The sequence below is a fragment of the Bradyrhizobium sp. cf659 genome, from assembly GCF_900113725.1.
In the GTDB taxonomy this organism is placed as follows: Bacteria; Pseudomonadota; Alphaproteobacteria; order Rhizobiales; family Xanthobacteraceae; genus Bradyrhizobium.
Map to the genome: position 1 here is coordinate 496,298 of NZ_FOQJ01000001.1, position 12,000 is coordinate 508,297.

The following is a 12,000-nucleotide window of genomic DNA, read 5'->3' on the forward strand; positions in this document are numbered from 1 at the left end:
TGACGGGAAGACCTCACGCCCCGCGCTTGAACGGCGCCACTTCGATCCCCGCATCCTTCAATGCCTGACGCAAGGTCCGCGCGATCTCGACCGCGCCGTGCGTATCGCCGTGGATGCACACCGTGTCGGTGCGCATCTTGATGACCTTGCCGGTGACCGAGACCACCGCGCCGTCCTGCACCATGCGCACCACGCGCTCGGCAATCGCCTTGGCATCGTGCAGCACCGCGCCGGGCTTCTTGCGCGAGACGAGGTTGCCGTCGTCCTCGTAGGCGCGGTCGGCGAACACCTCGTGCACCATCGGCAAATTGGCGGCTTCGCCGGCCTTTACCAGCTTCGAATTGGCGAGCACGACGAAGATCAGGCTGGGATCGACCGCCTTGATGCCGGCGGCGATCGCCTTGGCCGTCATGTCGTCTTCGCAAGCGACGTTGGACAGCGCGCCATGCGCCTTCACATGCGTGACCTTGTGGCCGGCCGCGGTCGCGATCGCCTGCAACGCGCCGATCTGGTAGGCGACGAGGTTCTCGATCTCGGAGGCCTTCAGGCCCGCGATCGGATGCCGGCCGAAGCCGTGCAGGTCGCGATATCCAGGGTGCGCTCCGACCGAGACGCCGCGCGCTTTCGCCAGCTCGACCGTCCGGCGCATGATGTCGGGATCGCCGGCATGGAAGCCGCAGGCGACGTTGACCGAGCTCGCCAGCTCGATCATCGCGGCGTCGTTGCCCATCTCCCACGCGCCAAAACCTTCGCCGAGGTCGCAATTGAGATCGATCGTCTTCATGGTTGCTCTCCGCCTCTGGTCGTCTTGTCGTTACGGCTCCGCCGTGACCTGCCACGTTCCGGCGTCCACCGCGCTGACCGCATAGCCCGCGACGTTGGCATCGCTGAGCGCCTCGATGTTGAGCGCGACGGTGTCGGCGGAGCGGAGGCGATCGGGCAGGCTGCGGATGGCTTGCGCGAATTTGCGCGCCTCGTCCTGCGCCTCCGCCATGCTGACTGCCTTGAAGCGGAACGCGGTTCCCGCCGAGGTCTGCGCGAGACGGCCGACATCGGCCGTGATCACGGTGGCGATCTTCGGGTAGCCGCCCGAGGTGCCGCGGTCCATCATCAGCGCGATCGGCGAGCCGTTGCCGGGCACCTGAATGCTGCCGTTGACGGTGCCGTCCGAGACGATGTTGTGGCCGTGCAGATGCTTGATCGCGGGGCCTTCGAGCCGGTAGCCCATGCGATCGGAGGTCGCCGAGATCTTCCACTCGCTGTCCAGGAACAGCGCCTTGTTGGCGTCGTCGAACTCGTCGTCCTGCGGGCCCAGCACGACGCGGATTGGACCGCTCGCGGGCTTCGGCAGTTCGATCCGTAGTTCCGGCGCACCGGTTGCGGCATCGACGTTGAACTCGTCGCCGGCCTGGAGCGGGCGCGGGTAGGGGCTGCCGAGGCCGGCGCGGGCATTGACTGCGAGGCTGCCGAACACCGGCTCGCCTTTGATGCCGCCTTCGATCGCAAGATAGGTGAAGGCGCCGCCGCGGGCAAAGCCCAGCGTCAGCGTCTCGCCGTCCTTCAGCGTCACCGATGTGTCCATGGCGACCGGTCGCCCCGCGACGTCGGCATTGCGCGGCGCGCCGGCGATCGCCACGCGCACGGCGCCGTCACGGGCGGTGAAGGTGGCGCCGAACGGGCCGATCTCGACGGCGGCCGCGAGCGGCTCGTTGCCGACAAGCGTGTTCGCTGCCGCGAGCGCCAGCCGGTCCATCGCCCCGCTCACGGTCAAGCCGTAGCGCTGCGCACCGAGCCGCCCGCCATCCTGGACGGAGCTTGCGGGCCCGATGCTGGCGACGATGAGCTGGCTCATGCGACCACCTGCTCGGCGATGATCTCGCCGGCCTCGGCGGCGCGGTCCTGTTCCGCGAACGTCTTGTGGTCGATGGCGAAAAACGTCACGCGATCACCGGGTTCGGTCAGGAAGGTCGGATTGCGGTGGAGCTGATAGGTCCGCACCGGCGTGCGGCCGAGCAAATGCCAGCCGCTCGGGGCGGCCAGGCACTGGATGCCAGCTTGGATGCCGCCGATCGAGATCGTGCCGGCGGGTGTCAGCAGCCGCGGGTTCTGCCGCCGCGACATGTGCAGGGATTTGTCCAGGCCGCTGAGATAGGACCAGCCCGGCGTGAAGCCGATCATGGCAACCTTGTAGTCGCCGCCGACATGCCGGGCGACGATGTCGTCAGGCGTTGTGTTCAGCGCCTTGGCGACATCCTCGAGGTCGATGCCATGTTCGCCGCCATAGGCGACGGGGATGCGCCAGCGGCGCGCCTTGGTGACCGGTGGCAGCGGCTGGGTGGCGATCGGGAGGATCTTTTCGCCGAGCGCGTCGAAGCCGATCCTGCCGGGATCGTAATGCACCAGCAGCGAGCGATAGGTCGGCACGGTCTCGGTGATGCCGTCGATGGGGCTTGCTGCGAGCGCCTTGTCGAGTGCCAGCACGCGCTGGTTGGCGGCATCGTCGATGGTGCGGCTGAACTCGACCGTGACGGCGCTGTCGCCACTGGGCAGAAGGCGGGGCGGGGGAAGCGTCGCGGCCATGGGCTGTCGAAATCGGGCTTCTCGGGAAACGCGGCCTCAGCCTTGAGTTCCGCTGGACCCTGCTTCGCGTAAATGCGTCCGCAAGTCCAATAAATTAATGCAAGGGGACGCGATAAGGCCTTGTTATCGCGTCGCATAACCGCCCTGCGGCCCTGCGTTCTTGGCCCTTGACGGAAAGCGCCCGGCTCGCAAGATGCGCGCGTTCTTTCCCGCCCATCCGGAGCTCGTCTGTTTCCATGTCGCTGTCCCCCGAAGCCCGCAAGACCCTCGCCGGCATCACCACTGCCACCATCACCACGGTCCTGCTGAAGAAGGGCCTGCGCAATGTATGGATGCGCGGCGCGCGCCCGCTGCGCCCGGGCCTGCCGCGGCTGGTGGGACCGGCCTTCACGCTGCGCTTCGTGCCGGCGCGCGAGGATCTGGCGACGCCGGAATCCTGGTCGTCGCCGATCTCGACCCGCACCGCGATCGAGGCAATGCCGGAGGGCTGCGTCGCCGTGGTCGATGCCATGGGCATCACCGATGCCGGTATCTTCGGCGACATCCTCTGCGCGCGCATGATGAAGCGCGGCGTCACTGCGCTCGTCACCGACGGCGTGGTGCGTGACGTCGAGGGCGTGCTCGGCACCAATCTTCCGGTCTGGTGCGACGGCTATGCCGCGCCGCCGTCGGTGGCGGGCCTGACCTTCGTCGGCTGGGGCGAGCCGATCGGCTGCGGCGGTGTCGCGGTGTTCCCGAACGATATCGTCGTCGCCGACCAGGACGGCTGCGTGCTGATCCCGCAGGCGATGCTCGATCACGTCCTCAATGAGGGCGTCGAGCAGGAGCGGATGGAAGCCTGGATCGTCAACGAGGTGAACAACGGCGCGGTGCTGCCGGGCCTCTATCCCATGAACGCCGAGACCAAGGCGCGTTACGCCGCCAGCAAGAAGTAACAGAAGCGAGGACCCCATGGAGATCACCGTCGCAGGCACGCGGCCGACCCGCCGCGCGCCCAAGGAAAACTTCACCGGCACCGTGTGGCAGGATCCCGTGATCATGGCGCCCGCGCCGGCACGGCTGAACTGCTCGCGCGTTGCGTTCGAGCCCGGCGCGCGCACCAACTGGCATCACCATCCGCTCGGGCAGACGCTCTACGTCATCTCCGGCGTCGGGCGCGTGCAGACCAAGGGCGGCCCTGTCAGAGAGATCCGCCCGGGCGACACCGTCTGGATTCCGCCGGGCGAGTTGCATTGGCACGGCGCATCGCCGACCAACGGCATGTGCCACATCGCCATGCAGGAAGCGCTCGACGGCGTCTACTCGACCTGGCTGGAGCCGGTGACCGACGCGGAGTACGGAGCCGCGGTCGGCTAGTTCTCGTGCCCCGGACAAGACGCATCGCCCCATGGCGATGCGTCGCCGATCCGGGGCCTGGAGCTGCTTTGCGACGAACGACGCTGGGTCCCGGCTCTGCGCAGCAACGCCATAGCGTGTCGAAGACGCGCGTGTACGCGCTTATGGCGTCGCTGCTTGTCCGGGACACAATACCTACATCCGCTCCGCCGTCCATGTGCCCGTGCACAGGGCCCCGCGCCAGGTGCCGGAGCCGGACGCGCCGCTCAGCCGGCCAAAGCCGACCGCACGCTTGATGCCAGTGCTCAAGGTGACGTTGATGCTGCCGGCATCGGCGACGCGGCCGGATGCGGACACCGCAGCGCTGCTCGAAGCGATCTGACCGTTATTGATGCCGATCGCGACGGTCGCGCCGTTGCCGCAGGTCTCGCTCGATGACGAGATACGGACATTCCATGTGCCGTCGAAAGTGCTTGTCGCTGCGCCTGCCTGCGTGAGCGGGAAGGCGATGGCGACAATGGCGGCGAAGAGACCTTTGCGAAAACCGTTCATGACACGCCCCTTGGGTTGACCTGCGAGGATCGTGGCACGGGTTGCGGAACCGGCGATGTGAGGGCTGTCACGCCTGCTACGGGCTCAGTGAGGTGGCGCACCTCGCCATGACACCGCGGGCAAAAGCAAAGGGGCCCGGATCGCGGGCCCCCCTGTCTCCGTCAAAGTGTCGAAGCCGAACTCAGTTCACCCGCGTCCAGGTCTGGCCGCCGCAGAACATGCCGCCGAAGGCGCAGCCCTGCACGCGCAGGCGATCCGTGCCCTTCAAGGCGATCGTCGAATCGTAGGTCGATCCGGTGTTGGGATCGAGGATACGGCCGGACCATTTCTGGTCCTTGCCGGGCTTCATGTTGATCAGGACCTGCTCGCCGTTCTGGTTCGACTTGCTGTCGACCGAATAGCCACAGAGGTTGTTGCCGCATTGCTCGATGCGAACCTTGCCTTCCTTCTCCTCGGTGAGCCAGATGCCGAGCGGAGAATTGAGGTCGCGCGTCGGTGCGGCTGCGGGAGCCGGTGGCGCCACAGCGGCGGACTGAACGGGTGCGGGGGCAGGCGTCGGCGCGGGTGGCGGAGGCGGCACCGGGGGGGCGGCAGCCACGGTCGGCGCCGGCGGGGGCGTCACGGCGGGAGCCGCCTGCTGCTCGACCGCGGCAGGAGCTGGAGGCGGTGCGGGCGGTGGCAGCACGGCCGTGTCGGCCGGCGCGGTGTTGGCGGTGGTGGTCGGCGGTGAAGCCGGCGGGGGCGGCGGCGCAGCGGGCGGCGGCGCTGCGGCTGCGGACGGCGCCGCAACGGGAGCAGGGGCCGGCACAGGAGCAGCCGGGGCTTGCGGATCGGCCTTGGCCTCTTGCGGCGCCTGTTGGCCCGGACTTGTCTCGTTCTTCTTGGCCTTCTTGGCCTTGCCCTGGCCGGTGTTGTCATAGACGCCGGGAATCTGCACCGTGCCGCGGTCGGGATCGATGCGGATGGTGCGCCCGCCATATTCGAAAGTGTACTGCGCTTGCGCAGCGGTGCTCACCAAAAGGAATGCGGCCGTGGCCAACAGCTTCCTCATTTCGCCTCTCCTGAACAGATGGTCCCCGGACCGACGCATACGCCCCGGCTCGATCGCAAAAAGTGATCTAGATCACTTTCATCCGTATGAGTCGTGCTCCGGCAGGTTCGGGTTCAATGCGCCCGGAACCCGTCCACAATTTGGCCGAAGCAGCGACAGGTGGACGCGGTCTAAGGCTCCATTCCGATGGAATCGGAATGGGCTCCAGATTCTGGTATTGACGCGTTTTCTTGACGCGAGCCGATACCCGCTTCGCTCGAAAATGCCCTAGTCGAACCAGGCGGCGTAGATCTTCCTGTAGCTGCCGTCCTCCATGGAAATGTGCAGCCACTGGTCGACGAAGGCCTTCAGCGCCATGTCGCGCTGGAGCCAATAGGCCTTCTCGGAGAAGTCGAACGGTTTTTCCGGATGCACGGCGCACAGCACGCCGGCATGCTGCTTCTGCTGGTAGCGCGTCTCGGAAGCGTCGGTCATCATCAAATCGGCATTGCCCTTGGCGATCTCGTCGAAGATCACGGTATTGTCGGGGAAGACGGTGATGTCGGCGTCCTTGATGTTGGCACGCGCGAAGCGCTCGTTGGTGCCGCCGGGATTAACGATGACGCGGGTGCCCTTTTTGTCGATATCAGGAAGCGTCTGGTACTTGCCGACGTCGGCGCAGCGCGCGATCGGGGTCTTGCCCTCGCGCATGATCGGCGTCGAGAAGAAGCCTTTCTTCTGCCGGTCGAGCGTCACCGAGACGCCACCCATGGCGATGTCGAACTGATCGGCCTCGAAATCCTTCATCAGCTTCGGCCAGGCCGTCGGCACGAATTCGACCTTGACGCCGAGTGCCTTGCCGAGCGCTTCCGCCATGTCGACGTCGAAGCCGCTGAACTGCTGCGTGGCCTTGTCCAGATAGGTGAAGGGCTTGTAGTCGCCGGTCATGCCGACGCGCAGCGTGCCGCGCTTGACGATCTCATCGAGGCGCGAGGGCGCCGCCTGCTGTGCATGGGCCGAAAGGTTCACCAGCAACGCCACAGCCAAAGCCGACAGGAATCGAACGGTCATCTCTTCTCTACCCAAGCCCGAGCTGTCATTGTGCAGCTCTTCGGACGTGGATTTAGACCAGATGCCAGTCGCTGGCGAGACGGAATTGGGAGGAATTTTGAAGTGACGATCTCGATGTACGAGGCCTCGGTCGGCCTCTTCGTTCCGTACTTGCGCAACCTGTCCGCGCTGCTGGACAAGGGCGTGGCCTACGCCGAGACCCGCAAGTTCAACCCGGCGGTCCTGCTCGGCATGCGGTTGGCGCCAAATATGTACGATCTGGCGCAGCAGGTCGGCGAGGCCTGCCGTCACGCCACGGTCGCTCCGGCCTTGCTGGCGCAGCGCGAGCCGGTGACGCTGCCGGCGCTGGAGCACGACATGGCCGGGCTTCAGGCGCGTATCGCAACGTCAATTGAGTTCATCGAGGGCCTGCCGCGGGCCGAGATCGATGCGGCGACGGAGCTGAATGTCTTCTTCAGGCTGAAGAACGGGACCGAGCTGCCCTTCACCGGGCGGACGCTGCTGCTGACGTTCAGCGTGCCGCAGTTCTTCTTTCACGTCACGACGGCCTACGACCTGTTGCGGCACGCAGGCGTCGAGCTCGTGAAGCGGGATTTTCTCGGGCCCCGCGAGCGCTAGATCGCGCTTTAGGCTTCGCCCTTGCGCTCGAACTCGGCGAGCGAGCTGCGGCCGGCGATCTCGCTGCGCAGCAGCTCGAACCGCCGATGCGCCTCGTCCTCGTGCGTGTCGACGAAATGCACGGCGGCGTCGCTCGTCATCGGGCCGCTGATGACCGGTGCGGACTGCTCGCCGATGGTCTCGTGGACGTAGTACTGGCCGTCATCGCCGCGGTGGACCGTCCATTTGAGGCGGATCGCGACCATCGGCCCGGGACCGACCTTGCTGTAGCCGTCGGCATCGGTGTGCTCCGGCACCAGCGGCTGCTCCTCGACCACCGGATGCTCATCGGCAACCGGATGCTCGTCGACGACCGAATCCTCATGGCCAGCCGCCGTTTCCGTTTCGGCGTCGCGGACGACGAGAACGGGCTCGGGGTGCTCCAGGATGCTGGCGATGGTCGCCAGCGCGTGGTCGGTCGGGTCGATTTCTGACAAGGGTCCATCCTCCAGCTCGACGCGGCCGGCAAGTTTGTCCCACTGCCGCCGCGGCTCGGCTTATTACGCGGGTTTGATTAAGGCTGAGTTGGGGCTCGATCTGCACCAAAATGGGACGCATTCTGGCGTTCCGAAGGCGGGCGGACTAACGCACGATCCGGAAAAGTGCGCAGCGGTTTTCCGAAAAGATCATGCTCAAACAATAATCTAAAGCGCGATGATGATTCATCGCGCTTTAGCCGCCCGCCTTGCGGTCTGCTCAGACCAGCACGTCCTGATTGATGACGTTCTGCCGGATGGGATCGCCGTCCAGCACGCTCAGGATGTTGCGCGCGGTCTGCTCGCTCATGCGGCTCACGGCCTCGACCGTGACGCCCGCGACATGCGGGGCCATGATGACGTTGGGCAGCGCGAACAGCGCATTGCTGACCGGCGGCGGCTCCACTTCGAACACGTCGATGCCGGCGCCGGCGAGCTTTCCGGACGTGAGCGCGTCGTACAGCGCCGCTTCTTTCACGATGCCGCCGCGTGCGGTGTTGATGAGATAGGATCTCGGCTTCATCCGGCCGATCCGGGCCGCGTCGAACAGGCCGACCGTTTCCGGCGTCTTCGGACAATGGATGGTGACGAAGTCGGCGTGAGGCAACGCGGCGTCGAGATCGGCGACGGGTTCGCAGCCGGCGGCCTTGACCTCGGCGGCGGGCTTGTAGGGATCGTAGACCTGCACCTTCATTTCCATCGCCAGGCAGCGCTTGGCGGTGCGGCTGCCGATGCGGCCGAAGCCGATCACCAGCACGGTCTTGCCGTAAAGATCGAACGGCAGCATGCCGAGCCGGTCGGCCCATTTGCCGTCCTTGACGCAGGCCTGCATCTCCTGCGCGCGTTTTGCCAGCGTCAGCATCATGAACAGCGCCTGCTCGGCGACCGAGGGCGAATTGGCGCTGCCGGCGACCATCAGCGGCACCTTGCGGCGGGAGAGGGCGGGCACGTCAACCGCGTCGTAGCCGACACCGATCCGCGTCACGACCTTCATGTCCCTGGATGCCTCGAGCTCGGTCTCGCCGAAGGCGGTGGCGCCGAGCGCCACGCCATGGACCGGGGCATGGCTCTTCAACAGTGCCTCGAAATCCTTCGCCGAGATCAGGTTCGCAAATTCGACGAGCTCGATATCGTCTCGCCGGGTGAGGAGGGCGCGGGCCCCTTGCGACAAAGTTTGTGTAACGAAAATCTTCTTCTTGTTGGTCGCCATCGCTCCCCGCCTGCTCGCGTTTCTTAGGTCGGCGTCACAACACGACGCCGCTGTCTTCGTTTAGCAGGTGCATATTGTTGAGGTCCATCGCCAAACGCATGGGTGCCCCGTCCTTGGCGCCGGCATTGGGATCGACGCGGCCGCAGACCGGCGTGCCCTCGAGCCCGAAATAGACCAGGGTCTCCATCCCCATCGGCTCGGTGACGTCGAGCACGGTGTCGAAGGTCTCGACGCCCGGCCCCAGATGCGCATGCGCCTCGGTGAGGTGCTCGGGCCGGAGGCCGAGCAGCAGCTTGTCGGTGCGCGGCAGCGCGTTGTAACGCGCGGCGCGGGCCGGCGGCAGCGCAAAGGCGATGCGATCGGTGAGGCGGATCTGGAGCGTGCCGCCGACGTCCTCCAGCCGGCACGGGATGAAGTTCATCGCCGGCGAGCCGATGAAGCCCGCGACGAAGCGCGTCGCCGGCTTGTGGTAGAGCTCGTTCGGCGTGCCGATCTGCTCGATGCGCCCCTTGTTCATCACCACCACGCGGTCGGCCAGCGTCATCGCCTCGACCTGGTCGTGGGTGACGTAGACCGTGGTGGTGCGCACCTTCTGGTGCACCTTCTTGATCTCGATGCGCATCTGCACGCGCAGCTTGGCGTCGAGGTTGGACAGCGGCTCGTCGAACAGGAAGACCTTTGGATTGCGCACGATGGCGCGTCCCATCGCGACGCGCTGGCGCTGGCCGCCGGAGAGCTGCTTCGGCTTGCGGTCGATCAGGTCGGTGATGTCGAGGAGCCGTGCGGCTTCCGTCACCCGCGCCTTGATCTCGGCCTTGGGATAGTGCTTCAGGCGCAGGCCGAACGACATGTTCTCGGCGACCGTCATGTGCGGGTACAGCGCGTAGTTCTGGAACACCATCGCGATGTCGCGGTCCTTCGGCGGCACGTCGTTGACGACGTCGCCGCCGATCATGATGTCGCCGTCGCTGATGTCCTCGAGACCTGCGATCATGCGCAGCGTCGTCGACTTGCCGCAGCCCGAGGGCCCCACCAGCACGATGAACTCATGGTCGGCGATATCAAGGTCGATGCCGCGCACGGCTTCGACATCATCGTAACGTTTGACCACCTTCCGCAATGCAACGTCAGCCATGAGACATCAACCCTTTGTCGCGCCGGCGGTCAGGCCGGCAATGTAGTAGTCCATCAGGAAGGCATAGATGATCAGCGGCGGCGCCGCGCCGAGCAGTGCGCCGGTCATGATCTGCCCCCAGTTGAAGACATCGCCCTTGATCAGCGTGGTGGTGATGCCGACCGGCAGCACGAGCTGATCGATCGACGTCGTGAACACCAGGGGATAGAGGAACTGCGCCCAGGACACCGTGAAGGCGAAGATGGTGGCGGCGATCAGGCCGGGCAGGGCGACGGGGATGAAGATCCGCGTCAGGGTCTGGAGCCAGGAGGCGCCGTCGATGATCGCAGCCTCATCGAGCTCCTTCGGGATCGAGGCGAAATAGCCGATCATGATCCAGGTGCAGAACGGCACCGTCAGCGTCGGATAGACGAACAGCAGCACGTACCATCGGTTGAGCAGCGTGATGCCGGTGATGTCCTGGACGGCAGCGAGCATCTTGAACAGCGGAATGAACAGCAGGCTGTCGGGAATCAGGTAGGTGAGAAACACGCCGGTGGCGAGCGTCGTCGAGCCCCAGAATTTCATCCGCGCCAGCGCGAAGGCCGACGGGATGCTGATCAGCATGGTGATGATCACGACCACGATCGAGACCATCGACGAATTCCAGAAGAACCGCAGGAACTGGTTCGAGGTCAAAAGCTCGACATAGTTCGACAGCGTGGGGTGGAACACCCACCAGGGATTGGTCGCTGCCGATATCTCCGCGCTGCTCTTGAGCGACGTGATCAGCATGTAGAGCGGCGGCGTCAGCGAGAAGATCGCGAACAGCACGAGGAAGAAGTAGGACCAGCGCAGCGCCCAGGCGCGGTCGCGGCTCATGCTGCCATATTTGACCTTGCGCGTCGGTCCTGACTTGTCGATTGCGAGCGTGCTCATCAGGCTTCGTTCCCGCGTTTGGAGACATCGCGTAGGATGAAGATCGCCGCGACGGCGAGGATCGGGACCATGAACAGCGAGACGCTGGCGCCGAGCGGAATGTCGCTGCCCTCGATGCCGACCTTGAAGGCCCAGGTCGCAAAGATGTGGGTTCGATCCAGCGGACCGCCCGACGTCAGGATCCGGACGATATCGAAATTGGCGAAGGTGACGATGAGCGAGAACAGGGTGGTGATGGCGATGATGTTGCGCATCATCGGAAGGGTGATGAACCAGATCTTCTGCCACCAATTGGCACCGTCGATCGCGGCCGCCTCATAGAGCTGGTCCGGTACCGATTTCAACGCCGCCAGATACATGATCATGAAGAACGGCGCGCCGTACCAGACGTTGACGAGAATGACGGAAAACCGCGCCCACAAGGTATCGCCGAGCCAGTTGATGGGGCCGATGCCGAAGAAGGAGAGCGTGTAGTTGAAGGCGCTGTAGGACGGATCGAACAGCCACAGCCAGGCCAGCGTGCTCATCGCCGGCGGGATGACCCAGGGCACCAGCAGCATGCCGCGCCATTTGCGCTGGCCCTTGGCCGGAATGTTGTGCACGAAATGCGCGACGATGAAGCCCATCAGCGCCTTGAAGAACACGGCGGTGATCGCGAAGATGCAGGACTGCTTCACCACCATCCAGAACGTGTCGCGATTGAACAGGAAGGTGAAGTTGCCGAAGCCGACGAACTTCTGCATCGACTTGTTCAGGGAGGCGAGGTGGATGGAATAGACGGCGGGATAAAGCACGAGCAGCGTGATCAGCAGGATCAGCGGCAGCGTCAGGAAGAACGCCACCGTCGATTTGCGTCCCATGGCATTACGGAGGCCGGTGCGTTTGCGGGCGCCCGTTGGACGAACCACGCGACCTTGCTCAACGACGACGTCAGCCATGACATAACTTCCTTGAAGACAGCTTCCTTGAAGGATGTCGAACGGGAAGCCGGCCCTGTCGGTCGGCTTCCCTGCGGCGGCAGATCCGGAACCAGGAG

At 65.2% G+C, this 12,000-nt stretch carries 14 protein-coding genes; 3 read left to right on the plus strand and 11 right to left on the minus strand.

The genetic code is table 11. The features are described from left to right. Window positions 1–13 precede the first annotated feature (13 nt). The 3 genes from BM118_RS02440 to pxpB are packed head-to-tail and all read right to left on the minus strand — an operon-like array spanning window position 14 to window position 2,580. On the minus strand, window positions 14–784 hold the full coding sequence (locus BM118_RS02440; protein WP_092181738.1) for a LamB/YcsF family protein: 771 nt from the start codon (window positions 782–784) through the stop codon (window positions 14–16). A 30-nt stretch (window positions 785–814) separates the two neighbouring features. Further along, window positions 815–1,852: a 5-oxoprolinase subunit C family protein gene (locus BM118_RS02445; protein WP_092181741.1), complete on the minus strand. Its 1,038-nt coding sequence runs from the start codon at window positions 1,850–1,852 to the stop codon at window positions 815–817. Beyond that, window positions 1,849–2,580, minus strand: a complete 732-nt coding sequence (gene pxpB, locus BM118_RS02450; RefSeq protein WP_092181744.1) for a 5-oxoprolinase subunit PxpB — start codon at window positions 2,578–2,580, stop codon at window positions 1,849–1,851. Before pxpB ends, BM118_RS02445 begins: the two co-directional genes overlap by 4 nt. Window positions 2,581–2,816: 236 nt before the next feature. Here pxpB and BM118_RS02455 point away from each other — a divergent pair, with 236 nt between their 5' ends. Together BM118_RS02455 and BM118_RS02460 are read left to right on the plus strand one after the other, a co-directional pair. Then, window positions 2,817–3,515, plus strand: coding sequence for a ribonuclease activity regulator RraA (locus BM118_RS02455; protein ID WP_092181747.1), 699 nt, complete (start codon window positions 2,817–2,819; stop codon window positions 3,513–3,515). A gap of 16 nt (window positions 3,516–3,531) precedes the next feature. Further along, entirely contained in the window at window positions 3,532–3,936 is a 405-nt protein-coding gene (locus tag BM118_RS02460) for a (R)-mandelonitrile lyase (RefSeq protein WP_027542853.1), read from the plus strand. A 174-nt stretch (window positions 3,937–4,110) separates the two neighbouring features. Here the strand turns inward: BM118_RS02460 and BM118_RS02465 are convergent, their stop codons facing one another. From BM118_RS02465 to BM118_RS02475, 3 genes are all read right to left on the minus strand, one after another. Beyond that, window positions 4,111–4,467 carry a hypothetical protein gene (locus BM118_RS02465; RefSeq protein ID WP_092181750.1) on the minus strand — a complete coding sequence of 119 codons (357 nt, stop codon included), beginning with the start codon at window positions 4,465–4,467 and terminating at the stop codon, window positions 4,111–4,113. Between the two features lie 181 nt (window positions 4,468–4,648). Then, entirely contained in the window at window positions 4,649–5,518 is an 870-nt protein-coding gene (locus tag BM118_RS02470; RefSeq protein ID WP_177233957.1) for a DUF2147 domain-containing protein, read from the minus strand. Between the two features lie 267 nt (window positions 5,519–5,785). Next, window positions 5,786–6,568 (minus strand): transporter substrate-binding domain-containing protein, encoded by a 783-nt coding sequence (locus BM118_RS02475; protein WP_092181756.1) that lies wholly within the window; start codon window positions 6,566–6,568, stop codon window positions 5,786–5,788. Window positions 6,569–6,682: 114 nt separating this feature from the next. Here BM118_RS02475 and BM118_RS02480 point away from each other — a divergent pair, with 114 nt between their 5' ends. After that, window positions 6,683–7,186, plus strand: coding sequence for a DUF1993 domain-containing protein (locus tag BM118_RS02480; RefSeq protein WP_177234125.1), 504 nt, complete (start codon window positions 6,683–6,685; stop codon window positions 7,184–7,186). 8 nt (window positions 7,187–7,194) lie between these two features. Here the strand turns inward: BM118_RS02480 and BM118_RS41100 are convergent, their stop codons facing one another. From BM118_RS41100 to BM118_RS02505, 5 genes are all read right to left on the minus strand, one after another. Next, window positions 7,195–7,662 (minus strand): hypothetical protein, encoded by a 468-nt coding sequence (locus tag BM118_RS41100; protein WP_177233958.1) that lies wholly within the window; start codon window positions 7,660–7,662, stop codon window positions 7,195–7,197. 259 nt (window positions 7,663–7,921) lie between these two features. Further along, complete coding sequence (locus BM118_RS02490; protein WP_092181762.1) at window positions 7,922–8,911, minus strand: hydroxyacid dehydrogenase; 990 nt, start codon at window positions 8,909–8,911, stop codon at window positions 7,922–7,924. A gap of 34 nt (window positions 8,912–8,945) precedes the next feature. Next, the gene (locus tag BM118_RS02495) at window positions 8,946–10,046 is read right to left on the minus strand and encodes an ABC transporter ATP-binding protein (RefSeq protein ID WP_092181765.1); all 1,101 of its coding nucleotides are present in this window, start codon (window positions 10,044–10,046) and stop codon (window positions 8,946–8,948) included. Window positions 10,047–10,052: 6 nt separating this feature from the next. After that, window positions 10,053–10,964: a carbohydrate ABC transporter permease gene (locus BM118_RS02500; protein ID WP_092181768.1), complete on the minus strand. Its 912-nt coding sequence runs from the start codon at window positions 10,962–10,964 to the stop codon at window positions 10,053–10,055. Then, the gene (locus tag BM118_RS02505) at window positions 10,964–11,902 is read right to left on the minus strand and encodes a carbohydrate ABC transporter permease (protein ID WP_092181771.1); all 939 of its coding nucleotides are present in this window, start codon (window positions 11,900–11,902) and stop codon (window positions 10,964–10,966) included. Before BM118_RS02505 ends, BM118_RS02500 begins: the two co-directional genes overlap by 1 nt. Window positions 11,903–12,000: the final 98 nt, after the last annotated feature.

Bases quoted from the DNA above. Each gene is read 5' to 3' on its own strand.
- BM118_RS02465 (WP_092181750.1), bottom strand. From the start codon at position 4,467: ATGAACGGTTTTCGCAAAGGTCTCTTCGCCGCCATTGTCGCCATCGCC.
- pxpB (WP_092181744.1), bottom strand. From the start codon at position 2,580: ATGGCCGCGACGCTTCCCCCGCCCCGCCTTCTGCCCAGTGGCGACAGC.
- BM118_RS02470 (WP_177233957.1), bottom strand. From the start codon at position 5,518: ATGAGGAAGCTGTTGGCCACGGCCGCATTCCTTTTGGTGAGCACCGCT.
- BM118_RS02505 (WP_092181771.1), bottom strand. From the start codon at position 11,902: ATGGCTGACGTCGTCGTTGAGCAAGGTCGCGTGGTTCGTCCAACGGGC.
- BM118_RS02445 (WP_092181741.1), bottom strand. From the start codon at position 1,852: ATGAGCCAGCTCATCGTCGCCAGCATCGGGCCCGCAAGCTCCGTCCAG.
- BM118_RS02495 (WP_092181765.1), bottom strand. From the start codon at position 10,046: ATGGCTGACGTTGCATTGCGGAAGGTGGTCAAACGTTACGATGATGTC.
- BM118_RS02475 (WP_092181756.1), bottom strand. From the start codon at position 6,568: ATGACCGTTCGATTCCTGTCGGCTTTGGCTGTGGCGTTGCTGGTGAAC.
- BM118_RS02500 (WP_092181768.1), bottom strand. From the start codon at position 10,964: ATGAGCACGCTCGCAATCGACAAGTCAGGACCGACGCGCAAGGTCAAA.
- BM118_RS02455 (WP_092181747.1), top strand. From the start codon at position 2,817: ATGTCGCTGTCCCCCGAAGCCCGCAAGACCCTCGCCGGCATCACCACT.
- BM118_RS02490 (WP_092181762.1), bottom strand. From the start codon at position 8,911: ATGGCGACCAACAAGAAGAAGATTTTCGTTACACAAACTTTGTCGCAA.
- BM118_RS02480 (WP_177234125.1), top strand. From the start codon at position 6,683: ATGTACGAGGCCTCGGTCGGCCTCTTCGTTCCGTACTTGCGCAACCTG.
- BM118_RS02460 (WP_027542853.1), top strand. From the start codon at position 3,532: ATGGAGATCACCGTCGCAGGCACGCGGCCGACCCGCCGCGCGCCCAAG.
- BM118_RS02440 (WP_092181738.1), bottom strand. From the start codon at position 784: ATGAAGACGATCGATCTCAATTGCGACCTCGGCGAAGGTTTTGGCGCG.